The sequence below is a fragment of the Corynebacterium sp. ES2794-CONJ1 genome, from assembly GCF_025660615.1.
GTDB lineage: Bacteria > Actinomycetota > Actinomycetes > Mycobacteriales > Mycobacteriaceae > Corynebacterium.
In genome coordinates, this window is sequence record NZ_JAOTIM010000006.1 from 24,250 (window position 1) to 47,412 (window position 23,163).

Sequence of the window (23,163 nt, forward strand, 5' to 3'; positions counted from 1 at the left end):
AGTGTAACAAGAGCCGATAATTTTTCCGCTCCCTATTCCACCGTCACACTTTTTGCGAGATTGCGCGGCTGGTCCACGTCATAGCCCTTGGCTTTAGCGACGGCTGCTGCAAAGATCTGCAAGGGCACGGTTGCAACCAATGGCTGCATGAGGCTGGGGGTGGCGGGAACGCGGATAATATGGTGCGCGCATTCTGCCACCTTCTCATCCCCTTCCTCGGCGATCACGATGGTATAGGCGCCGCGGGCATTAACTTCTTGAATGCTCGAGAGCACTTTGGCGTGTAGTAATCCTCGTCCTCTCGGGCTAGGAACCACCATGAAGATAGGCTGCCCTTTTTCAACGAGGGCGATGGGGCCGTGCTTGAGTTCGCCCGCGGCGAACCCTTCCGCATGAATATAGGCGATTTCCTTGAGCTTTAAAGCCCCTTCGAGGGCGACGGGGAAGCCAACATGGCGACCAAGGAAGAGAACAGATTGTGCCGTAGAGAGCCTGCGCCCTAGGTGTTGAATATCAGGCTCGGATTCTAAAACTCGTGCGATCTTCTCTGGGATGCGGCGCAGTTCCCCGTAAATGGCTGCTACTTCGTCGCTGAACATATTTCCGCGCAATTGCGCAAGGTAGAGTCCAAGGATATAGGAAGCGGTGATCTGGGCTAGGAATGCTTTCGTGGAGGCCACAGCGATTTCGGGTCCGGCGTGCGTATAAATTACTGCATCGGATTCTCGCGGGATTGTGGATCCGTGGGTATTGCAGATGGCCACCACTTTGGCTCCTTGTTCACGGGCATGGCGAACCGCCATGAGGGTATCCATGGTCTCCCCAGACTGGGAGACCGCCACAACGAGGGTCTTTTCGTTCACGATGGGATCGCGATAACGGAATTCATGAGCGAGTTCCACTTCCGTAGGGATCCGGCACCAGTGTTCGATGGCATAGCGCGCCACCAGGCCAGAATAGGCGGCGGTACCACAGGCGATGACAATGATCTTATCCACCGACCGCAGAATGCTCTCGTCGATATGGAGTTCGTCTAGAACAATATGGCCGGTGGCATCGACCCTCCCGAGAAGAGTATCGCGAACGGCGGCGGGCTGGTCGTGGATTTCCTTTTCCATAAAGGAGTCGAAGCCCTCTTTTTCGGCGGCTTTGGCATCCCACTCCACCCTGAATGCGCTTCCTGTGATGGGGGCTCCGTCGAAGTCGGTGATCTCGTATCCGGTGGCGGTAGCCGTCACGATGCTGTCATTTGCTATCTCAACGGCATCCCTGGTGTAGTCGATAAAGCCGGAGACATCGGAGCTGAGGAAGATCTCGTTATGGCCCACACCGAGTACTAGAGGAGAATTGCGGCGAGCGGCCACGATTCGGTCGGGGGCATTCTGGTGTATGGCCAGGAGTGTAAACGCTCCTTCCAGCCGCTGGCAGACAGCCCGCATTGCGGATTCAAGATCACCCAACTGATGTAGCTCATAGGCAATAAGGTGAGCGACAATCTCGGTATCGGTATCAGAAATAATTTCGATGCCAGTGCTTATTAGCTCGGCTTTTAATTCAGCAAAATTCTCAATGATGCCGTTGTGAACGAGTGCAAGCGCCCCATGATCGGCTAGGTGCGGGTGCGCATTGGCATCGGTGGGACCACCGTGGGTTGCCCACCTGGTGTGTCCGATCCCGATCCGAGAAGGCTGCACAGGATGAGCCGCGATCTCTGCTTCGAGGTCTTTGACCTTCCCGGCTTTTTTGCGCATATACAGCTGCTCGTTAGCTATGAGCGCCACACCAGCAGAATCGTAACCTCGGTATTCGAGGCGCTTGAGTCCCTGAAGGACCACGTCGAGAGCTTGGGGTTGATCTTGGCCAATATATCCTACAATTCCGCACATAGTCCCAAATGTACTGCAGCTCTGCTTTCTTGCACTAATTTTTTTTTAAAAATCTGCGAGAATATATAACTATGCGTCGACTCCTCGTAGCCCTCGGTGGTGTGATGATAATAGCCATGTTTTTCTTCGGCGAAGAGTTTAATACCGATATGAGCTACCCAGATTTTCCAGGTAATGCTTTTTCCGAGTGTTATGTTAAAGATCTCCCCGACCAAGCGTGGGAGACTATCCGCGATATCCGCAGTGGTGGGCCGTATGATTTTCCGGCCGATGATAATCGGCACTTTGGCAATTACGAGGGATTGCTTCCTTTAGACTCGCAGTACCGCGAGTACACAGTTAAAACTCCAGGCCTCAACCACCGCGGCCCCCTGCGCATCGTCACAGGTGGTGGAAGTGACACAGACCCGGATAGGTGGTACTTCTCCCCCGATCATTATCAGTCTTTCTGCCTGATCCCTGATGCGGAGAGTAATCGCCTAACTGAAGTAGGACCGTAGCTCAGCGCTACGGTGCGCCACTCGCTCGAGGCGCGACTCTGTCATGGAGGCAATGGCATCGATTATTACCCGCTGACGCTGGGCTGAGGTTTGGGCCCGCTCGAAAAAATATTCGTAGAGCGGATCAAGGGCACCTGGACCCGAGGCCTCAAGATAATCATAGACTCGGAAGAGTCGATCGCGTTGTCGATCTTGACGCTGCTGGTGGTGCTCGTCTTCCATAACATACAGCACCGCAATGGTTTTGAGTAAGGTGACCTCGTTCACAACGGTCTCAGGTACCACGAGTGTGCCTAAGCAGCGTCCGACGGGCATATCGTTGGCTAACCGGGTTGCGGCGACTACCGCCGAGATATACCGACCAACGAGCTGCGAGGTCAAAGCCTTGAGATCACAATAGCCTTGAAAAGTCCCCGAGAAGTCTGCGGCGCGTTTGACCACCGGTAATTCCCGCAGTGCGCCGGCTGCATCGATGAGGCCGTCGATACTACCTCCGAAAGCCTCCGCACCTTTATCCGCAAGCGCAGCCAGCTCGACGAAATCCCAGAGCACTGCTAGATCAATGCGGCCGGACACGATCCCGTCCTCGACATCGTGAACGCTGTAGGCGATATCGTCCGAAAAATCCATAGTTTGGGCTTCCATGGAGCTTTGTTGATCCTCATGTCCGGCGCGCACCCACTCAAGAAGCTCCGCGTCCTCGTCATAGCAGCCGTATTTACGGTTGGTGCTGCCGTCAGGGTTGGTGCGTGTGCGTGGATATTTACATGCCGCATCCAAACTGGCGCGCGTGAGGTTGAGTCCTACACTCTCCCCTGAATCAAGAAGCACTTTTGGTTCTAAGCGGCTTAAGATGCGCAGGGTCTGAGCATTACCTTCGAAGCCTCCGCACTCGGTGGCGAGCATATTGAGGGCTTGTTCCCCGTTGTGGCCGTAAGGCGGATGCCCAATATCGTGGGTGAGTCCGGCCATCTCGCAGAGATCGGCATTCAGCCCCAGGGACGACCCGATACCGCGGGCAATCTGAGCTACCTCGAGCGAATGGGTGAGCCGAGTGCGGGGGGTGTCTCCGTCGCGGGGACCTACGACTTGGGTTTTGTCAGCAAGGCGCCGCAGGGCTGCTGAGTGCAGGACCCGTGCGCGATCACGGGCGAACGGTCCGCGTTCCTCAGGGGTGGAAGCCAAACCGTGGTGCTTAGCAGGCTCCTCATAAAGCCGCTGACGGTCATGGTCGGAGTAGCCGTATGCGGAAATCATGCACCTATTCTAAGGCTTTTTCCAATAGCTTTGCCCGAGCAAGGCGGTGTGGTGTTAAGTATGCCTGGAGGCGGCGAAGCCAGCACTGGACGACTTTGGCCAGCCTGGGCGAGATAAAGCGCTCAACTGCTAATACTGTCACTCCTCCCATTTCGTGAATGAGCGGACCCACTTTTACTACACCTGAATGATAAGGCGTAGGTGACAGCTGAAAATCAAAGCCTTCCAGTTCCCCCAAAAGACGCACCCGCAAGGCATGGGAGGGGTGAGTAACCACGATCCACGGTGGTGGGCACATAGCTGCGACATCGATAAGGGAGCCGCGGGTGTCATGACCTGAGGCGATCACCCGGATCTTGTCCGCTGCTACCCCCATCTCTTCAAGAGTCTGGCGGCCCACGTCGGCCTCAGAGTGGGATTCTCCCGGCATCTTTCCGCCCACCGTCATGATCTCTTGATTGCGATCACGCTGGTGAAGCTCTGCAGCCCACTTAAGGCGCTGGGCGAATATGGGCGATGGCCGGCCCTCTTTTTGGGCTGCACCTAGTACGAGAAACGGGGCGTGCGTATGGGGCACGCTGCCTGTGCGCAGCACCCCGTAGCTCCAGATCGTGAGGCCTAGAAAAAAGGGCGGGAGGAGGACGAGACGAAACATGGGTGCCAGTGTAATCGCCCCTAGAGATATGGCTGTGATTAGCTATTGTAGAGGGTATGACATCATTGCTATCACGCACCTTTACTACTGCCGTGGGGATCTTGGGATTCAGCGTCTGCGGATTCTTAGCAGCTGCTCCCCTGGCCTATGCCAGCACCCTGAACGTTATCGCGGAACCCGCGGTGAGCTATCCCCAAGTCGTGACTGATTTCACCGATCGCTTAAGCGCCAATGATATCGAGTGGATTAATGAGCGTGCTGCTGATTATGCTGCCGGTGAGGATGGCACGTTTACCTTGGTAATGGTCAATGATTTTGATGGCTTGACCCCCGAGGCTTGGAGTGAGCAGGTCCTCAATGAGGGTGCGGCGCGCCCCCGGGATATCGTTATGGTGATTGGGGCGAATAGTTATGGTTTTACCGGTGGCTCTGGCTTTAGTTCCGCTGAGCTCGATGCCATGTGGAATGCCTCCTCGCAGGCGTTGAGTGCGAGAGATTTTGCGGGATCTGCCGTGGCGTTGATGGATGCCGCACATCCTGCCGGCACCATGATTGCCGTAGATCCTGCCTCGGACTCAGACGGTTCGTGGGGATGGGTTGTCGGAGGTCTCGGCGCCACTGCCCTGGCGGGAGGGGGGATATATGCCGCAACTCGTCGGAAGTCGAAGAAATCTTCTCAGGAGATTTTAGAGAAGGCGCGCGCTCTTGATCCCGCCCAGCCCTCTGCGTTGCAGCAACTACCGCTGGATACTTTAGAGCAGCTTGCTGCTGAGGAGTTGGTGAGTACCGATGAATCGATTCAGCGGGCGCGCACCGAGCTCGATATCGCTATGGCAGAATTTGGGGCCGAACGCACTCGGGCCTTCACCAGCGCAATGAATCATTCCACACATACCTTGCAGAAGGCCTTTGAATTAAAGCGCCAACTCGACGGCGGCCTCTATGCGGGCGAGGTCGAAAAACGCGGATTGCTCGTCGATATTATTTCCTCGTGTGGCCAAGCCGATGATGCACTCGAGGCACAGGCAAATAATTTTGCCCAGTTGCGCAACCTACTTGTCCACGCCCAGGATAATTTAGACCGAATTACGCGAGAGACAGTGGAATTATATGCACGTCTCCCTGAGGCTGAGGCGCAGCTCGACGCCCTCAAGGAAGAATTTGAGGAGCCAATCTTAAGCCCGATCGCTCATAATATTGAGATCGCCCAAGCCGCCCTCAAAGAAGCTGACCAGCAGCTTGATATCGGGCGCAGTCTCCTTAATCGCCCCGCAGGTGAACAAGGTGGGCTCGTCGATGCCATTCGCCTGGCCGAAGCCGCGAGTGCGCAAACTGATCGGATGCTTAAAGCTATCGAACATGCGCACAGTGATATTAATCGCGCGCGTGCAGGCATCGGAGGTCTCATTACCGAAATTGAGGAGGAGATCCAGCAAGCCATAGATATTCGCGCGCAGGGCGAATCTCAGGGGACTCCGATGAATTGGCAGGCTGTGGAAGAGACTATTGAGCAGGCGCGCCACGTGGTTGAGCAAGCTCGGACGAATGCCCAGACTGATCCCTTGGGTACCTGGACTCTATTGAGTGATTGCGATGCGCGTCTTGATGAGATGCTCGAGCAAATCCAGGAGGGTACCACAAGTCATGCTCGCCTTCTGCAGGTATATACGCAACAAGCTGATGTCGCTGCTGCTCATATTCGGGCCGCGCGGGATCTGATTTCTACGCGAGGGCGCATCGTCCGGGCGGGGGCGCGCACCAAGTTGGCGGAGGCTGAGCGGTCCTATGCACAGGCTGAAAATGAACGTAACCGTCATACCCGTCAGGCGATTAATTACGCAAGGCAGGCGGCTCAATTAGCCCAGTCCGCGCTCACCTTAGCGCAACGCGATGATGACGATTACCGGATGCGTCACTCCACTCCGCGTTCCGGGGGTGGAACAGGTTCATTTGTCGCCGGAATGGTCATTAATGAACTTCTGAGCGGTGGCCGCCGCGGCGGGGGCTTCGGCGGAGGCTTTGGTGGCGGTTTCGGCGGCGGAGGCTTTGGGGGAGGCGGTTTTGGGGGCGGCTCCCGCGGCGGCAGTTTCGGCGGTGGAGGCTCCCGCGGCGGCAGCTTCTAGTCCCAAAAAGATCCGGTTCACAGGCTATGTGAACCGGATCTTTTTACTGGGTCAGTGCGATTAGGTCAGCAGGGTAAATATTGTAATCGCAATGGCCATGAGGGAGGTGAGGATGAGCGCCAGAGTCATTGACATCATCTTCGACTCTAATTGCGTGCGAGTCACCCACGAGAGGAATACGCGCTGTTCAGGGCTTAGAATATCGTCGGTACTGCGCCCGGTCTCGTCGGCGAATTCGGTAATGGCTTTCCGAACCCCGTTATTGCCGCCAGAAAACTGCCCGACTTTGCGATTGGTGGCGTCGAGGTATACCCAATCTTGACCACCTTCATTGACGGCTCGGATTTTAGTTCCGGCAAGATCGATGGTGATCTCATGCGATCGACCAAAGGGCTTATCGCCAGTGGTTGCGCGATACACCTGCGCGGTTGGCAGCGTGGCCTCGAGCTCGTTCTTATCGGCGCGTACCTTCCACGGACTAGTTCCCACCATGGCAGTATCGGGCTCGGAGCCGACCTTGAGTGGGAATACCGCGATTTCATCTTCCACGGGGTCGAGCAGGCGTGCAAACTCGCCCGTGCGCTTGGCCCACTGGGTGTATATGGGATCGGACATATTTGTTAACAACCTACCAATCGGGTGGCTAGATAGGACTCCAGTTCGGAGATCTTGACGCGTTCTTGCTCCATGGTATCGCGTTCGCGCACGGTTACGGAGTCATCGTCGAGTGAATCAAAATCGACCGTAACGCAGAAGGGGGTGCCGATCTCGTCTTGTCGACGATAGCGGCGTCCAATAGCACCCGCGACATCATAATCGACATTCCAGAATTTCCGCAGCGATTGCGCAATGCGCTCTGCTGTTGGGGTTAAGGTGTCTTTTTTCGATAGTGGCAATACCGCGACCTTGACGGGAGCCAAACGGCGATCGAGGCGTAAAACTACGCGCTTGTCCACCCCGCCCTTGGCATTCGGGGCTTCATCCTCGTAGTAGGCATCGCATAGGAACGCCATCATGGCGCGGGTGAGGCCGAAGGAGGGCTCGATGACATGTGGGACATAACGCTCGCCGTTGACCTGGTCGTGGTAGGAGAGGTCCTCACCGGAATGCTCAATATGGCAGCCGAGGTCATAGTCGGTACGGTTAGCCACGCCCATTAATTCGCCCCACTCGCTACCTTTGAAGCCGAAGCGGTATTCGAAGTCGATGGTGCCGGCGGAATAGTGAGCGCGCTCTTCCTCTGGGACATCAAACTGACGCATATTGTCGGGGTTAATACCGAGGTCGATGAACCAGTTCCAACAGTCATTAACCCACTGGTCGAATTTTTCTTGAGCCTGATTTTCAGGTACGAAATACTCGATCTCCATTTGCTCGAATTCACGGGTTCGGAAGATGAAGTTGCCCGGAGTGATTTCGTTGCGGAAGGCTTTACCAACCTGGCCGATTCCAAAGGGTGGTTTCATGCGGGCGGTGGTCATGACGTTTTTGAAGTTGACGAAGATACCTTGAGCAGTTTCGGGGCGCATATAGTGTAGCCCCTGCTCATTATCGACTGGGCCGAGGAAGGTTTTCATCAGTCCGGAGAACATCTGGGGTTCGGTCCACGCACCCGGTTGTCCGGTTTCTGGGTCGGGAATATCAGCGAGGCCATTTTCGGGCTTGTGGCCGTGCTTAGCCTCGTAAGCTTCGATTAGGTGATCGGCGCGGTAGCGCTTGTGGGTGTGCAACGACTCCACGAGGGGGTCGGTGAATGTGGCTACGTGGCCGGAGGCCTCCCAGACTTGGCGCGGCAGGATAATAGAAGAATCGAGCCCAACCATATCGGCGCGACCTTGAACGAAGGTGCGCCACCACTGTTTCTTAATATTTTCTTTGAGCTCGACACCCAAGGGGCCGTAGTCCCACGCGGAGCGGGTGCCACCGTAGATTTCGCCACACGGGTATACGAGGCCGCGGCGTTTGCAGAGGTTTACTACGGTATCAATGACTGAGCTTTGAGCCATGGAAAAAGGTCTCCTTGAGGTTTCTTAGTAATTAGCCTTCCCCCAGTTAATCGCGGGGAGTTCCTCCAACTTTACTAGTTCTTGACTGAGAAGCCTAAGCCGATTGCCGAAGAGAATCTCCTCCACGAGTTCCCTAAGAGAATTGGTGCCCTACGGCAAGCACTTTTGAGAAGTATAAGGCTTACCTAAGTAAACAAACAGGCCAAATACCTTATATATGGGCTTTTGTTCGGGAGCAGTTCTTAAAGTTCTGAGCGAGGAAGTGGTACGAGGTAGAATCTCCGCTATATTTAAGTATCAGGAACGCTACAGTTTAGGTATATACACGTAACCACTGTTGACCTATCGATTTTTCCACCTCCATTAACACCGAAGGGGATATATCGATTGAACAGTGTTTAGTTAGCCAAACGCAACGACCGATGGAGAGATGATGGGATCATTAACCGGTACCCAAGAAAACCGCAATACCTCGATGAATTGGGGCCACGATTTCACAATGGCTGCGGGGTTTTTTACCTCCCTTAGCTGCAGCACTCGTTTAAGCATCATCCAGCTTTTAAGCGGCGGCCCCCTATTTGTTAACGAAATTGCCGAACACTTAGACTGCAGCCAACCGCTCATTAGCCAGCACTTGAAGATACTTCGTACAGCTGGCATCGTGGGTAGTACCCGAAAAGGCCGAAAAATCGTTTACCACATTAGCAATCCCCTCGCGCTCGACATTGTTCAACGGGTCACCATGCAAGCGGAATCATCGAGATAAATATCTTTTAAAACAAAAAACAACCCCTCGGAAAATCCGGGATCAAACCGTAACCCATGATGGCATTTTGCGGCTAATGAAAGCGAAATCTAGTATGATTTGAGTCATAGCTAGACTGTAAAGTGCTGTTTGTTCCAGCTGACCGGTCCCCGCGACCAGTGAGCACCCTATGGAAGCTAGTCAGCTCAGGCTCTTGAAATTTTCCATCACGTGGCCTGTTTACTTCTAGCTATAGCAACGTTTTGCTTCATCTACCACCTCCTAGGTCTGACACCCTACCTGGTGCCAATAGCGCTCTGACAGGCGCGTATGAAGCTAAAAAATCATAAAAGGGAATGGAATCATGAACCGCACTTTAGAACCGAGGGTTCCGAAGCTCGGTGTCCGCAGCACCCGCCAACGCGCCGCTGTCGTCACTGTTCTTCGCGACTTTGATAATTTCGCCTCCGCAAAAACGATCCACGAGGAACTCACCAAGAGAAATCTCAAGGTAGGGTTGACAACCGTTTATCGCACCCTGCAGTCGCTGACTGAGATCAAAGCAGTCGACGCTTTGCACATGTCCAACGGCGAAACCCTTTATCGGCAATGCCTCAATAACGCTCACCATCACCACCTCGTGTGCACCCAATGTGGACACACAGTTGAGGTCGAAGGTGGCCCGGTCGAAGAGTGGGCGAAGGATGTCTCCCGCGCCCATAGCTTCACCCTTACAGGACATGACGCCGAAATATACGGCACGTGCTCACAGTGCGCCGCAACTATCTAGCCCCTAACCCAGGGCACTAACCCTGGGTTCAGCCGATAATCGTGCCAAAGGCCATACCCAATACATAGGTGATACCTGCAGCACCGAGTCCTATTAGCAGTTGACGGATCGCCCGGTACACAGGAGGTTTCCCGGAGAGTACACCGGTGAGACTACCCGTAGCAATCAGGGCGATGCCAACTAATACAATGCCTGCTAGACCCAAGACGAGGCCACTAAATTGAAAAGCCAGGATAAACGGGATAAGCGGGATAAATGCTCCCCCAGCAAAGCAACAGAAGCTGTAGATGGCCGCATGAATAGCTTCCTTGGAGTCGATGTCGCTGTTCTCCCCAAACTCTTCTATCAACGCCTGATCATGGGAATCCGCTAAGGAATTTAAGACCTGCTCCGCCTTGAGTTGAGCCTCGTGATCACCTAATCCACGTGCTCGGTACACCAGCGCGAGCTCATTGGCATCCACATCGAGTGCCGCCACACTGCGCTGCGCCTTCTGATCCGGGGCGGACGCCTCGCGCAGCTCCTGAGAACTCTTCACCGAAATATATTCTCCGGCCGCCATAGACAGAGCCCCTGAGAGCAAACCAGAGATACCTGCAAGAAGGACGAAGCGGGAATCGACGCCCGATCCCATCACTCCCAAGACGAGCGCCAAATTGGAGACGAGGCCGTCATTTGCACCGAAAATAGCAGCACGGAAGGAGCCACTCATTTTCTCCCTGGCATCCGCAGCTAAACCACGAATGACCTCGCCATGCATCATCTCATCAGCGTGCATTTGCGCCGTGGCATCCGCATCCTTCTCATAGGGACTGCGCATTTCCGCGTTTTGCATTAATGCAAGAGCAAAAAGAGAACCGAAGTGCTGGGTCATAAACGCCAGCACTAAGGTGCTAAAATCTGGGCGGCGCGGGAGCCCCACATCATCACCCAACTTTTCGCGCCAGTATTTCTCGTGGCGTTCTTCGGCACGCGCCAAACTTAAGAGGATCTCTTTCTCCTCACCGCTTCTCTTATGAGCTAACTGCCGATAAACCGCGGCCTCGGCGCGTTCATTGGCCAGATACTGCTGCCATTTGCGGATTGTTTTGGCATCCGGGGTAGGGGTCACTTCACTCCTCCGAAACGACGGTCACGATGAGCATATTCAATAACTGCGTCAAAGAGATCAGCAGGTGTGTAATCGGGGAAGAGCTTATTCTGATAAACCATTTCCGCGTAGGCAGATTGCCATAACAAAAAATTTGAGGTTCGCTTTTCCCCCGACGGTCGCAGGAATAAGTCCACGTCGGGCATATCGGGCTCGTCGAGAAAGATGTGAAAATTCTTCTCCGTTATGTCTTCTGGATCTAAAAGGCCTTGCTGAACCTTCCGGGCAATATCGCGAACCCCGTCCACGATCTCCGCGCGACCACCGTAATTAACACACATATACAGCGTCATCGCCTCATTATTCTTGGTGAGCTCTTCCGCCGCTTCAAGTTCGTTAATGACACTGCGCCATAGCCGTGGGCGCCGGCCAACCCAGCGAACTCGCACCCCACGCTCATGAAGCCACATTTTTTGGCGCGATAATACATCACGGTTAAAGCCCATGAGAAAGCGCACTTCTTCTACGCTGCGCCGCCAGTTCTCGGTGCTAAAAGCATAGGCGGAGAGATTTTTCACCCCTAGCGCTAAACAAGCAGAGACCATATCCAACAGTACGGCTTCGCCGCGCTGGTGCCCTTCGGTACGCTTTAAGCCGCGCTGCGTAGCCCACCGCCCATTGCCATCCATAACGAGGGCGATATGATTGGGGATAAACTGCGGATCTATTTGAGGTGCCTGTAGATTATCGCTCACCTCTCCTATCTTGCCATTAGCGACAGCCGAGTCCTAAACCTGATCGAGAACTTCTAAGGCGGCAATTTTGCGTTCGGCATACCACTGAAAATGGAGGCGCACGAACTGATGAACTTCGGCCTGAAAATGCGAAGATTGCGCGATGATCTCGATCGCGTTGTCAAGGAATTGATGCTCGAGAAGCCACGCTATATGCAAGGCTTCGGGATCTAATTCCTTGGAACCGGGGGGCCGACAATTCACACATACCGCACCCCCAGGTGCCGGGTGAAAAGCATGATGGGGCCCCGGTTTCTGGCATTGCGCACACAGGAAGAGGCTGGGCGCCCAACCCGCGATATGCATGGCTTGCAATAAGAATGCATCCAGGACGACCGTGGGATAAGCCGTCTGCCGCATCAGTTCGATATGGTCGAGAACGAGATCATAAAGATCATCTTCAGCCAGGCGCTCCGCCACTTCAAGAATTGCTGTGGCGGCAATAAAACGCTGCGAATCCTCCACAATTCCGGTGGCAAAAAAACGCACCGTATCTGCTTGGGTAAGAGTCTCCAGATTACGACCCGGATAAAGCTGTACATCTATCTCCACAAAGGGCTGCAGCCTCGATCCGAAGCGGCTTTTTGCGCGCCTGACTCCCTTAGCTACCGCACGGATAATGCCATGCTCTTTACTTAAGAGAACAACGATACGATCGGCTTCTCCAAAATCATAAGTGCGCACGACAACCGCGCGCACCTTATATGATTGTCTAGCCACTAGAATCCAAGGCGACCGAGCTGCTTTGGATCAGACTGCCAGTTCTTCAACACCTTCACCCGCAGGTCAAGGAAAACATTGCTGCCAAGTAGCTCGATAATTCTGGGTCGAGCTTTAAAAATGATCCGGCCCAGACCGCGTCCGCCGCGACCGATAATAATGCTCTTCTGCCCCGGGCGTTCCACATAAATCACAACATGAACATCGAGAACTCCCTCACGTTCGGTGCTCGGGATGATCTCGTCAACCTCCACGGCCACCGAGTGAGGCAATTCTTCCTTGAGGCCAGCAAGTGCGGCCTCGCGCACGATCTCCGCAATCCGAGTGGGGGTATCGTCGTCGGTGATGTGATCATCGGGGTAAAATTTCGGGCCCTCGGGAAGCTGATTGATAATCACATCGATCAGTACCTCACGCTGTTCACCCGTGATCGCCGAGACTGGTACCACCTCGCACTCACTACCGAGAAGTTCATGCAAAGCCATCAGCTGCACGGCCACTTGATCGCGGCTGACCTTATCCACCTTGGTCACAATGCCCATCAGAGGCGTTCTCGGGGCGACGCTGCGAATATTGTCCACAATCCAGCGATCACCCGGCCCAATCTTTTCATCGGCTGGGATCGTGACCGCAATCAGATCCATATCCGCATAGGTATCTTTGACCACCTCATTGAGGCGCTCACCCAAAAGCGTGCGCGGGCGGTGTAGACCCGGGGTATCCACGACGATGATTTGGGCGTTGTCGCGGTGCACCAGGCCTCTAATGGGGTGGCGGGTTGTCTCGGGCTGATTGGCGGTAATCGCAATCTTTTCTCCCACCAGTGCGTTGGTGAGCGTGGACTTTCCCGAATTGGGTCGTCCTACAAATGAGATAAAACCGGAGCGGAATCCCTCGGGGGTATCGGTAAAATTCACCCTTCTCCTTAGATTGAGTGTTGGGATTTCTTTAGCTTAGCGGATTTTCGACGCCACAAAATGATGGTGTGGATTCACAAAGGAATCTTGGGCCTTAATCAACAGCAATTCCCGAGAGTTTTCTTCGTACGTCATCGAAATAAGATCAAAGATGGCGGCCGCTGTTTTTTCTAATGCCTTTTTGGCATCGAAATCGCGAATATAGTGGCCGGTAAATAAAGCTGCGGTGACATCCCCGGAGCCATTACGCTTAACGTCGAGATAAGGGGTTTGGATGATCCACACACCCTCATCATTAACAACCACCATTTCCACGGTGTGCTCTGGCCGGCCCGGACGCATCACAGAGGTCACCAGAACCGTATGCGGACCGAGGGCGCGCGCCTTATCAGCTGCAGCGATAGTGGACTCAAGATCGCTCGCCTCCATCCCCGTGAGATAGCCCAGTTCAAACTGATTGGGGGTGATGATATCTGCCACAGGCACGACGACGTCGCGGAGCAAGGGCGGGATTAATTCCGACACAAAGCACCCCGACTTCGCATTACCCATAACGGGATCGCAGGCATACTGAGCTGAAGGATTCTTTCTCTTTATCGCAGCAACCGTCTCGGTGATAACCTCAGCGATATCGGATCCACCCTGATAGCCCGAGATAATGGCCTCGATATTGGCGAAAGCACCGCGGGCGGAAATTCCGGCTATGACATCGCGAACGTGGTCAGCCGGAATGAGCTGACCACCCCAATCTCCGTAACCGGTATGGTTAGAAAAATTAACGGTATGCACGGGCCACACCTCGTGGCCGATACGCTGGAGGGGGAAAACTGCCGCAGAATTACCCACGTGCCCATAGGAAACGTGGGATTGAATCGAAAGAATGCTCATATCGAGTATTCTTCCACGCTCCTAGGCGGAAGTGGAATTATCCACCATGTCGATAAAGAGCTCGTGGACCGTGGTATCTTGTCCCAGCTCGGGATGAAAACTAGTAGCAAGCACATGATTGCGCTTTACCGCCACAATCGCCCCGTTCGCGGTACGAGCGAGAACTTCGACGCCGGGGCCAATCTCCTCCACCCAGGGAGCCCGGATAAAGGTTGCATTGACCTTCTTACCAGCTATATCGAGAGTTTCCTCGAATGAATCGACTTGACGCCCAAATGCATTGCGACGCACCGTTATATCTAGTGCCCCTAGGCAGTGCGCATCTGCTCTGGTATCAAGCACACGTGAACTAAGGAGGATCATGCCAGCGCATGTGCCATAGGCGGGCAAGCCCTGCTGCACCAGGTGGCGCAGCGGTTCTAATAGGCCCCCTAATTCGAGCAAGGTCGATATCGTAGTGGATTCGCCGCCTGGCAAGATAATCCCGGTAAGCCCCTCAAGGTGCTCGACCCGGCGAACCAACCGGTACTCCCGACCCAAAATTTCGAGCATGCGAGCATGTTCGCTGACGCCCCCTTGGAGCGCCAAGATGCCGATCATCTACCAACCGCGCTCGGCCAAGCGATGCGATACGGGGATCTCATCGACATTAATGCCCACCATGGCTTCGCCCAGACCGCGGGAAACGCGAGCGATCGTATCGGGGTCGTCATAATTTTGGGTTGCCTGAACAATTGCGCGGGCCCGTTGTTCTGGATTACCGGACTTGAAGATGCCAGAGCCGACAAAGACTCCCTCCGCCCCCATCTGCATCATCATGGCGGCGTCAGCTGGGGTGGCAATGCCTCCAGCAGTAAAGAGCACAACTGGGAGTTTCCCAGTGCTGGCTACCTCCACGACTAATTCATAAGGGGCTTGGAGCTCCTTGGCCGCCACGTAGAGTTCATCACGAGACATGGAGCTGAGGCGATTGATCTCAGCACGAATGGTACGCATATGAGTGACTGCATTGGATACATCACCGGTGCCTGCCTCACCCTTGGAGCGAATCATAGCTGCACCTTCGTTGATGCGGCGCAATGCCTCTCCGAGATTGGTTGCCCCGCAGACGAATGGGATGTCGAAGGCGAATTTATCGATGTGGTTGGTGTAATCGGCAGGGCTGAGCACCTCCGACTCATCGATGAAGTCTACCCCTAGAGATTGCAGTACTTGAGCTTCCACGAAGTGTCCGATCCTCGCTTTGGCCATCACGGGGATGGTGACGGCGTTGATGATGCCGTCGATCATATCGGGATCTGACATGCGCGATACCCCACCTTGGGCACGAATATCGGCTGGCACACGCTCGAGTGCCATCACAGCGGTGGCTCCCGCGTCCTCGGCGATCTTGGCCTGCTCCGGGGTGACCACATCCATGATCACGCCTCCTTTGAGCATCTCCGCTAGGCCACGTTTAACACGCGCGGTACCAGTAAACTTTTCGCTGCTCATCAAATCTCCTTGAAGTGAGGTACAAAGGTACTGCTTTATCATAAGGGGTGAGCCGGCTTCACGCCCTCACCCAGGTGTTATTAATAATGGATTTCATCGAAAACGTCCACATCAGTGGACTTTTATTCAAAAATCCCTCATTCTTGATGCGTGTCCAAAAGGGTGACCAGAACAGAGCGCACACGTACCCGCCCACGCGTGTCCCGTCCCCCTTCGGCCTGTAAACGCAGACCGTTAGTTTCAACGACCGTGCCAGGCAAGGGCACGCGGCCTTCCTCGAAGGAGATGAGCCCCGCCACGGTTTCCACCTGGTCTTCAATTTCATCTGAGAATTCGAAGTCAATGCCGTGCTTTTCTCGGATATGCTCCACTAGTTCCTCGAGATTCAGGCGTGCCACCACGCGGTAGCTATAAGAATCATCGGCGAGATCCTCGATTGGAGCCAGTTCTTCCTGATCGTATTCATCAGCGATCTCGCCAACGATTTCCTCCAAGATATCCTCGATCGACAACAGGCCAGCAACTCCTCCAAATTCGTCGATGAGGATGGCCAGGTGGAAACGCTCGGTTTGCATCTCCTGCAGTAAAATATCGAGTTTTTTTGAATCTGGAATGAATTTTGCTGGCCTGAGGATATCGTCGATAGGTGTAGTGCCGGCATCATCGTTGAGGAAGGTATTTTTCATCACATCCTTGAGGTAGACAATACCGACGATATCGTCCACATTCTCCCCGATTACAGGAAGCCTAGACAGACCCGAGCGCACAAAGACTCCCGTGGCCTGGCGGGTAGTAATGCCGGAGTTCAACCACACCATTTCAGGGCGCGGCACCATCACTTCGCGGGCCGTGGTATCAGCTAGATCGAAGACATTTTGGATCATCCGCCGTTCTTCGTTTTCCATGACGCCCTGCTGCGAGGCGATATCGACCATCTCACGCAGCTCGATCTCCGTCGAATACGGACCATCTCCATAGCCAGCGCCGGGCGCTATGCGATTTCCCACATAGACTAAAACCCGAGTTAGCGGGCCTAGGATGACGGCCAGCGTATTCAGAAAGATTGCCGCATTCACGCTAATCGCATAAGGGGCGGCCCGGCCAATGGAATTAGAAATAACGGCCAGCAGCATATAGGCGATAAGAGTGGCAAAAACCAGGCCCACCGAGATTCCCCAATGGTGCCACGTGGAGTCAGCGAGGAAGCCCGCACTCACGGCTGCGATAGCACCGAAGAGGGTACGAGCGAGACCAAGTATATTACTGTGTTCTTCGCGGCGCTCTAGAACCTTAACCAGGCTCTTATGGGTCTGGGTGGGGGCATCTTTGACATCTTTGATCGCTCGCGCTCGGGAGACATGCGCGATAGCGGCCTCGATGACGCCTAGAGTTGTGGCGATCAGGAGGCTTAAGACAATAATGACGATGAGGCTAAGCGAGTTCACTGTTCTCCAATAGCAGGGATTGACTGCTCAGAGTCCATCTGTTGATCGAGGGCCAACCGCTGGGCCGCGGTGGGAAAAGCCCCCTCATTTTCGGGGCGAGGCTGGAAGTCCAGACCGCGCGCGGCGCAATCGTCGTACCAATCCCGCAATAAATCATTCTGGAGGGCAAACATATATTGCTCTTCGCGCGGCTCAATATGGTCATAGCCTAAGAGATGCAAACAGCCGTGCACGGTTAATAACGCCAATTCATGGGCGAGATCGTGGCCGGCTTTATCAGCCTGTTGAGCGGCAAATTCGGGGCACAAAATAATATCGCCGAGCATTGCTGGCCCTAGGTCCACAGCATCTGGGCGCTGCGAATGCGGAGTGAGTTCATCCATGGGGAAACTCAAAACATCCGTCGGTCCCGGCAGGTCCATCCATTGCATATGCAAATCACTCATCGTGGCGGTACCCACCAACGAAATAGTCAAGAGCGCCTCCGGGTGAATATCCATCTCCCGCAACACAAAACGAGCGCAATCGACGAGTGCTACCTCATTGATGAGCGTATACCCAGATTCGTTGAGAATTTCGATGCTCATTGTTATCTTTCTTGTCGACGCTTTTCTTCCGCGGCCTCATAGGAATCATAAGCAGAAACGATGCGACCGACGAGCTGGTGACGCACCACATCCTCAGCACCGAGTTCAGCAAAGTGGACACCTTCCACCCCACGCAGAATGGAGCGCACGAGGCGCAGTCCAGACTTTTGGCCACCAGGAAGATCCACCTGGGTGATATCGCCTGTAACAACCATCTTGGAACCGAATCCAAGCCTGGTCAGGAACATTTTCATTTGAGCCGCAGTCGTATTTTGAGCTTCATCCAAGATAACGAAGGCATCGTTGAGGGTGCGGCCGCGCATATATGCAAGCGGAGCCACCTCGACAATACCTGCTTCCATGAGCTTAGGAATAACTTCCGGCTCCACCATATCGCGCAGCGCATCGTGCAAAGGCCTCAAGTAGGGATCAATCTTGTCGTTGAGAGTGCCGGGTAAAAAGCCCAGCTTCTCCCCTGCTTCAACAGCAGGGCGAGTCAAAATGATGCGGCTCACGTGCTTAGCTTGGAGAGCTTGGACAGCCTTAGCCATGGCGAGATAAGTTTTACCCGAGCCCGCAGGACCCAGCCCGAAAACGATCGTATTATCGTCGATCGCGTCCACATACTCCTTTTGGCCATAAGTTTTTGGGCGCACTGACTTTCCGCGGCGCACCACAATATCGCTAGCGAGCGCCCGGGCTACTGACTGGGGGGACTCAATGGTAATCATCGACAGCGTATGTTTCACAGCATCTGGTGTGATCTCCACTCCGCGGCGCGCCATAGACTGCAATTCCTTGAGCACTTTGATCGCCCTGGAGACCTCATGGTCCACCCCATTGAGAGTGACAACAGTTCCGCGTATATGAATGCTGCAATCGAGGTGGTCTTCTAAGACCTTGATATGGCGATCATTAATGCCGAAAATTACCGGCGCATGATTACTATCTACTTCGACCGTGCGTACTATCTGACTCAAAAAAATTTACCTTCCACAAGTATAGTGTCCACCTCACAGTATCAGAGCGACCACCGTGGGGTGAGTACGCCCAGAGCCGCTAAGGCCACCATTCCAGCTGCAGCGGTGCGCAGTACCTCGGGGCCCAATTTGACCAAATGCGCTCCGAGGTCGATGAAAACCTGGTATTCCTCTGGGCTGATTCCCCCCTCCGGGCCAACAATGAGTGCTAAGCGCTGGACGTGGGGATAATCACGCAGAGCCTGAGCAATAGGTTGCGCAGAATCCTCCGCCAGCACGAGGACCAGGTCCATTTCGGTGCAAATCTCCCTTAATTGAGGTGTCGAACTCAGGGGATAGATCTCGGGGAGATAGCTTCGCCGGGATTGTTTTGCGGCGGCTAGGACTGCGGATTGCCACTTCTTTATTCCCTTGTCCGCTTTAGGCCCCGACCATTGAGCGATGCACCGACTCGCCTGCCATGGCACGATGGCATCCGCACCAGCTTGGGTGAGCAGGTCGACGGTGAGCTCACTGCGTTCAGACTTCGGCAGCGCCTGAATCACCGTAATATGTGGGCACTGAGGAATTTCTTTATCGCACTGGAGGATCATTCCGCGCAGAGTATCTTTGCCCGAAATCTCCTGAACCTCGATCAACGCCCGGGAACCGTGGCCGTCGACAAGCTCAATATGTTCCCCGATTCCAATCCTTTTAGCGCTCACCGCATGCCGCCCTTCCGACCCTGTTAGTTCAACGGCGCCTGTTTGGGGCAGCGGGGCGGAATGGAGGAATACTGGTAGTGACATGACTACTTCCGGAATTTATTACGGATCCGCGAGAAGAATGAATTATCATCCGCGGATTCATGGACTTGTGCTAAATCTTGGCGGTGATCTCGCAGAGACTGCAGAATCTTGCGCGATTGTTCATCCAATTCTCGCGGAACCATGACATTGATATGGGCAATCATATTGCCGAAGCTGTCCGCGCGCAGCTGCTTCATGCCCTTTTCCTCGATAGTGACAACTTCACCGGGCTGGGTACCGGCTGGGATCTCGAAAGTGATCTCGGCCCCGTCCAGACCTGTTACTGATAAGTCGGTGCCTAAGGCCGCATCAACCATCGGGATATTGGCCCGGAAATGGAGGTGATCGCCTTCTCGCTCGAAGATAGGATGCGGTGCAACGGTGATCTCGATATACAGATCACCGGCAGGGCCACCGCCCAAGCCCACCTCACCCTCGCCACTTAAACGCAGTTGCATACCACTGGCAATGCCCGCTGGGATACGAACCGACTTATTGCGTCGGGTGCGCACCCGGCCGTGGCCGGCACACTTATCACACGGGTCTTCGATGATATCGCCGAAGCCCTCGCAGACTGGGCATGCGACGGTGGTGAGCATATTGCCGAGGAAGGAGCGCTGCATCTGCTCGATATGACCCGAGCCTTGGCATCGAGAACACCTGACGGGCTGAGCCTTGGTTTTCGATCCCGAACCGTGGCAGATATCGCAGACCACGGCGGTGTCGATGGTGATCTCCTCATCGACACCTTGGAAAGCGTCTTCGAGAGTGATCGACAACCGCACCAGGGCGTCATCGCCTGGGCGTACCCGGCTTATTGGGCCCCGTCCGCCACCACCGCCACCGAAGAAGGCGTCGAAAATATCTCCGAAACCGCCGCCGAAGCCCGGGTGCTGTCCCCCGCCGCCCTGCTGCATGGGGTCACCGCCCATATCGACAATGCGACGTTTTTCCGGGTCGAGGAGAACCTCTTGGGCGAGGGAGATATCACTGAATTTCGCTGCCGCCTCTGGGGTGTCATTGACATCCGGGTGGTATTTACGAGCCAACTTACGGTAGGCCTTCTTGATTTCGTTATCAGATGCATCCTTGGAGATATTGAGAATGCCGTAGTAATCGCGAGCCACAAAAAGTCCTTTATTATCTACTAGTTCGAAACGGTGATCGTGTCTAAAAAGCACATTCTAGTCACGTTCCCATAACTAGGCCCTAATCGCCCTCAATGGATAAACCGCCCTCGGCTAACTTGACCGAGGGGCGGGAGAGAGAAACTCATACTACCGGCCGAGGAGGAAGTGATTGAATAGCCCACCAAAGATTCCCACAATCGAAATGAGTGCTGCGATCACTGAGCCAATGATGGCGCCGCGGCTACTTCCGGTGGACTGCTGAGGGGAGTCTTGGTCTGCCGGAGGAAGTGGCTGAGCAGGTTGCGAAGGCTGAGAAGGTTGAGGCTGGTTTTTGGTAGCGGTAGGGATAGGCCGTGGCTTTTCTACAGCGGGCTTCTCTTGGGTGCTACTGGGAGAATGAGGACGTGGCGTCGAGCTGGGTGCATGAGGACGCGGTGTGGAGCTGGGTGCATGGCGCTTCGATATCAATGGAGTGTCGAGAGTGAAGATCGCCGAGCAGATGGGTTCAGCCGAGGGGCCCTCGCTAATCGGTGCAGACACTTCTAGGTGTGCGGTGCCAGCGGCGATATCTTCGTGAGTCAGCGTGCGAGTATAAGTGAGATAGATCGATGATCCGTTCTCGACTACCGGATCTCGCCGTCCATCCTTGACGTGCCAAGGTAGGTACAACAGGAAGAGGTTATCACTGTTGGTGTGGAAATTGAGGAAGGGATCAGCTGTGACACCGACATAGAACGGCCCACGAGAGAAGCCATTATTACGGATTCCCAGTTCGTAGGAAATTGTATCGCCAGCGCGCGCATCGCGATCCTGCCATGACACGGTGACCTCAGGATGGGTGGAGACATGATCGCAAGCGACTGTGCGCCACGGAAATTCAACTCCCTGTGGAGGCTGGGTTTGGGCTTGGGACACAGGGGCGATGAGGCCAGCGGTAAGAACCGCGAGGAGGCCGGCAGCTCCAAACCGGGTGATGGATCGCGAACCAGCGAAGATACGAGGCTTCATGATGAGATGACCTTTCCTGTCGTGGGCACTAGAGATTGGTAAATATGTCCAGAAAAATATAGCTCCCACCATTTTCCCTTGCAAAACGAAAGCTCAACCCTTATTTTCGGAGCATTTTTGGCCATACTGGAGATAAAAATCGAATCTACTGCCCGCTGTCATCATCCCTTATAGGTATTAACCATCGTTGGCTGATGATTCTTAAGGCTTTGGACTGCGCCGCGTCGAGTATGGGCGAAAATTCTCAGGTCTCTAACAATAAGTTTTCCGACGCAGGGCCGCTCTCATATCGATAGCGCTTAAGCTAGCAAGCTCAAGCGTAATCGATCCTCTCGCTCTAGGTCCCTTAGATTTTTCTTCTTCTAGTAATTGATCACAGCTTTAGAGACATAGTGCGCTACCGCCTGCACCTTGGCCATTGTTGCTGGGTAGTCCATGTGGGTGGGCCCTACAACCCCCAGACCGCCCACCCCATAGCTGGTGGCCACCACAGATGCTTCGCGCATCTTATCGTCACGGGTTTCCTCGCCAATCATCACGCTCGTTGTCCCGAGATCTTGCACATTCGCTAAAAGTTCCAGCACCACGACTTGCTCCTCGAGTGCCTCCAGAACACGGGGGAAATCAGCGGAGAAACGCTGCAGGTGCGGGGTTCCAGCCAAGATGAGGCGATCACTAGGGTGCTCGATAAAAGTATCGACCAACGCACTCACACAGCTGATGAGGTGCGGGCTTAAATCTGCTTCAGCACGGGCCATCAGCCCGCTGAGCGCTAGGGCGGCCTCGGATAAGAAGACACCGTCCAAGGCACTATTAATCAGATATTTCAGGCGCGCTACTTGATCCTCGTCGATAGCGGCGTCGAGGTCGACAATGCGCTGCTCTACGCGACCGGTATCGGTGATCAGCACTAAGAGCAGCCTGGTGGGATTGAGAGTCACCAATTCGAGGTGCTTAACGCGCGCCGCTTTTAAAGTCGGCATTTGCACCACTGCCACCTGATGCGTGAGCTGCGCGAGCAGGTGGACCGAGCGCTTGAGCACCTCTTCAAGGTCGATGGCCCCTTCGAGGAAGCTCGAGATTGCCCGACGCTCCGCGGGATTCAGGGGTTTTACCTCGTGCAGTGAGTCGACAAAAAGCCGGTAGCCTTTATGCGTCGGAATTCTGCCTGAACTCTTATGTTGCTGCGCGATATAGCCTTCTGCCTCTAGTGCGGCCATATCATTGCGGATGGTCGCGGAGGACACGTTGAGTTGATGGCGATCGAGTAAGGCTTGCGACCCAACAGGTTCTTGGGAGCGAATATAATCGGCGACGATTGCACGCAACACTTCTTGCCGACGCTTCAGTGTGCTCATAT

General features: G+C 54.5%; 23 protein-coding genes. 4 read left to right on the forward strand and 19 right to left on the reverse strand.

Annotated features, from left to right (window positions below):
* Window positions 1-32: 32 nt before the first annotated feature.
* Window positions 33-1,886 carry a glutamine--fructose-6-phosphate transaminase (isomerizing) gene (gene glmS / locus N7326_RS08115; protein WP_263088446.1) on the reverse strand — a complete coding sequence of 618 codons (1,854 nt, stop codon included), beginning with the start codon at window positions 1,884-1,886 and terminating at the stop codon, window positions 33-35.
* Between the two features lie 71 nt (window positions 1,887-1,957).
* Between glmS and N7326_RS08120 the strand changes: the two genes are divergently transcribed.
* Window positions 1,958-2,386: a ribonuclease domain-containing protein gene (locus tag N7326_RS08120; protein WP_259079963.1), complete on the forward strand. Its 429-nt coding sequence runs from the start codon at window positions 1,958-1,960 to the stop codon at window positions 2,384-2,386.
* Here N7326_RS08120 and N7326_RS08125 read toward each other — a convergent pair.
* The gene (locus tag N7326_RS08125; protein WP_259079962.1) at window positions 2,366-3,643 is read right to left on the reverse strand and encodes a deoxyguanosinetriphosphate triphosphohydrolase; all 1,278 of its coding nucleotides are present in this window, start codon (window positions 3,641-3,643) and stop codon (window positions 2,366-2,368) included. The genes N7326_RS08120 and N7326_RS08125 overlap by 21 nt on opposite strands.
* A 4-nt stretch (window positions 3,644-3,647) precedes the next feature.
* Window positions 3,648-4,298 carry a YdcF family protein gene (locus N7326_RS08130; protein WP_263088448.1) on the reverse strand — a complete coding sequence of 217 codons (651 nt, stop codon included), beginning with the start codon at window positions 4,296-4,298 and terminating at the stop codon, window positions 3,648-3,650.
* Between the two features lie 56 nt (window positions 4,299-4,354).
* Between N7326_RS08130 and N7326_RS08135 the strand changes: the two genes are divergently transcribed.
* Entirely contained in the window at window positions 4,355-6,421 is a 2,067-nt protein-coding gene (locus N7326_RS08135; RefSeq protein WP_263088449.1) for a TPM domain-containing protein, read from the forward strand.
* A gap of 60 nt (window positions 6,422-6,481) precedes the next feature.
* Here N7326_RS08135 and N7326_RS08140 read toward each other — a convergent pair whose 3' ends face one another.
* The gene (locus N7326_RS08140; protein WP_259079950.1) at window positions 6,482-7,036 is read right to left on the reverse strand and encodes a hypothetical protein; all 555 of its coding nucleotides are present in this window, start codon (window positions 7,034-7,036) and stop codon (window positions 6,482-6,484) included.
* Between the two features lie 5 nt (window positions 7,037-7,041).
* On the reverse strand, window positions 7,042-8,427 hold the full coding sequence (locus tag N7326_RS08145; protein ID WP_263088450.1) for a glycine--tRNA ligase: 1,386 nt from the start codon (window positions 8,425-8,427) through the stop codon (window positions 7,042-7,044).
* Window positions 8,428-8,857: 430 nt separating this feature from the next.
* Here N7326_RS08145 and N7326_RS08150 point away from each other — a divergent pair, with 430 nt between their 5' ends.
* Both N7326_RS08150 and N7326_RS08155 read left to right on the forward strand, forming a co-directional pair.
* Entirely contained in the window at window positions 8,858-9,193 is a 336-nt protein-coding gene (locus N7326_RS08150) for an ArsR/SmtB family transcription factor (protein WP_259079948.1), read from the forward strand.
* A 343-nt stretch (window positions 9,194-9,536) separates the two neighbouring features.
* The gene (locus N7326_RS08155) at window positions 9,537-9,962 is read left to right on the forward strand and encodes a Fur family transcriptional regulator (RefSeq protein WP_259079947.1); all 426 of its coding nucleotides are present in this window, start codon (window positions 9,537-9,539) and stop codon (window positions 9,960-9,962) included.
* 28 nt (window positions 9,963-9,990) lie between these two features.
* Here the strand turns inward: N7326_RS08155 and N7326_RS08160 are convergent, their stop codons facing one another.
* From N7326_RS08160 to hrcA, 14 genes are all read right to left on the reverse strand, one after another.
* Entirely contained in the window at window positions 9,991-11,073 is a 1,083-nt protein-coding gene (locus N7326_RS08160; protein ID WP_263088451.1) for a VIT1/CCC1 transporter family protein, read from the reverse strand.
* Complete coding sequence (locus N7326_RS08165) at window positions 11,070-11,807, reverse strand: isoprenyl transferase (protein WP_259079941.1); 738 nt, start codon at window positions 11,805-11,807, stop codon at window positions 11,070-11,072. Before N7326_RS08165 ends, N7326_RS08160 begins: the two co-directional genes overlap by 4 nt.
* A 33-nt stretch (window positions 11,808-11,840) precedes the next feature.
* Window positions 11,841-12,566, reverse strand: coding sequence for a DNA repair protein RecO (gene recO / locus N7326_RS08170; protein ID WP_259079938.1), 726 nt, complete (start codon window positions 12,564-12,566; stop codon window positions 11,841-11,843).
* Window positions 12,566-13,483 carry a GTPase Era gene (gene era / locus N7326_RS08175; RefSeq protein WP_259079936.1) on the reverse strand — a complete coding sequence of 306 codons (918 nt, stop codon included), beginning with the start codon at window positions 13,481-13,483 and terminating at the stop codon, window positions 12,566-12,568. The genes recO and era overlap by 1 nt, the downstream gene beginning before the upstream one ends.
* Window positions 13,484-13,519: 36 nt before the next feature.
* Window positions 13,520-14,371 (reverse strand): pyridoxal kinase PdxY, encoded by an 852-nt coding sequence (gene pdxY, locus N7326_RS08180; protein WP_263088452.1) that lies wholly within the window; start codon window positions 14,369-14,371, stop codon window positions 13,520-13,522.
* A 21-nt stretch (window positions 14,372-14,392) separates the two neighbouring features.
* Window positions 14,393-14,971 (reverse strand): pyridoxal 5'-phosphate synthase glutaminase subunit PdxT, encoded by a 579-nt coding sequence (gene pdxT, locus N7326_RS08185; protein WP_259079925.1) that lies wholly within the window; start codon window positions 14,969-14,971, stop codon window positions 14,393-14,395.
* Window positions 14,972-15,865, reverse strand: a complete 894-nt coding sequence (gene pdxS, locus N7326_RS08190) for a pyridoxal 5'-phosphate synthase lyase subunit PdxS (RefSeq protein ID WP_259079917.1) — start codon at window positions 15,863-15,865, stop codon at window positions 14,972-14,974.
* Between the two features lie 137 nt (window positions 15,866-16,002).
* Window positions 16,003-17,310, reverse strand: coding sequence for a hemolysin family protein (locus N7326_RS08195; protein ID WP_259079916.1), 1,308 nt, complete (start codon window positions 17,308-17,310; stop codon window positions 16,003-16,005).
* Window positions 17,307-17,897, reverse strand: a complete 591-nt coding sequence (gene ybeY / locus N7326_RS08200) for an rRNA maturation RNase YbeY (protein WP_259079914.1) — start codon at window positions 17,895-17,897, stop codon at window positions 17,307-17,309. The genes N7326_RS08195 and ybeY overlap by 4 nt, the downstream gene beginning before the upstream one ends.
* A 2-nt stretch (window positions 17,898-17,899) precedes the next feature.
* Window positions 17,900-18,877, reverse strand: coding sequence for a PhoH family protein (locus N7326_RS08205; protein WP_259079911.1), 978 nt, complete (start codon window positions 18,875-18,877; stop codon window positions 17,900-17,902).
* 41 nt (window positions 18,878-18,918) lie between these two features.
* Complete coding sequence (locus N7326_RS08210) at window positions 18,919-19,665, reverse strand: 16S rRNA (uracil(1498)-N(3))-methyltransferase (RefSeq protein WP_259158685.1); 747 nt, start codon at window positions 19,663-19,665, stop codon at window positions 18,919-18,921.
* 2 nt (window positions 19,666-19,667) lie between these two features.
* Window positions 19,668-20,792, reverse strand: a complete 1,125-nt coding sequence (gene dnaJ, locus N7326_RS08215; RefSeq protein WP_259158684.1) for a molecular chaperone DnaJ — start codon at window positions 20,790-20,792, stop codon at window positions 19,668-19,670.
* A 150-nt stretch (window positions 20,793-20,942) separates the two neighbouring features.
* Window positions 20,943-21,803 carry a hypothetical protein gene (locus N7326_RS08220; RefSeq protein WP_259289604.1) on the reverse strand — a complete coding sequence of 287 codons (861 nt, stop codon included), beginning with the start codon at window positions 21,801-21,803 and terminating at the stop codon, window positions 20,943-20,945.
* A gap of 362 nt (window positions 21,804-22,165) precedes the next feature.
* Window positions 22,166-23,161 carry a heat-inducible transcriptional repressor HrcA gene (hrcA, locus tag N7326_RS08225; RefSeq protein WP_259079902.1) on the reverse strand — a complete coding sequence of 332 codons (996 nt, stop codon included), beginning with the start codon at window positions 23,159-23,161 and terminating at the stop codon, window positions 22,166-22,168.
* Window positions 23,162-23,163 lie beyond the last annotated feature (2 nt).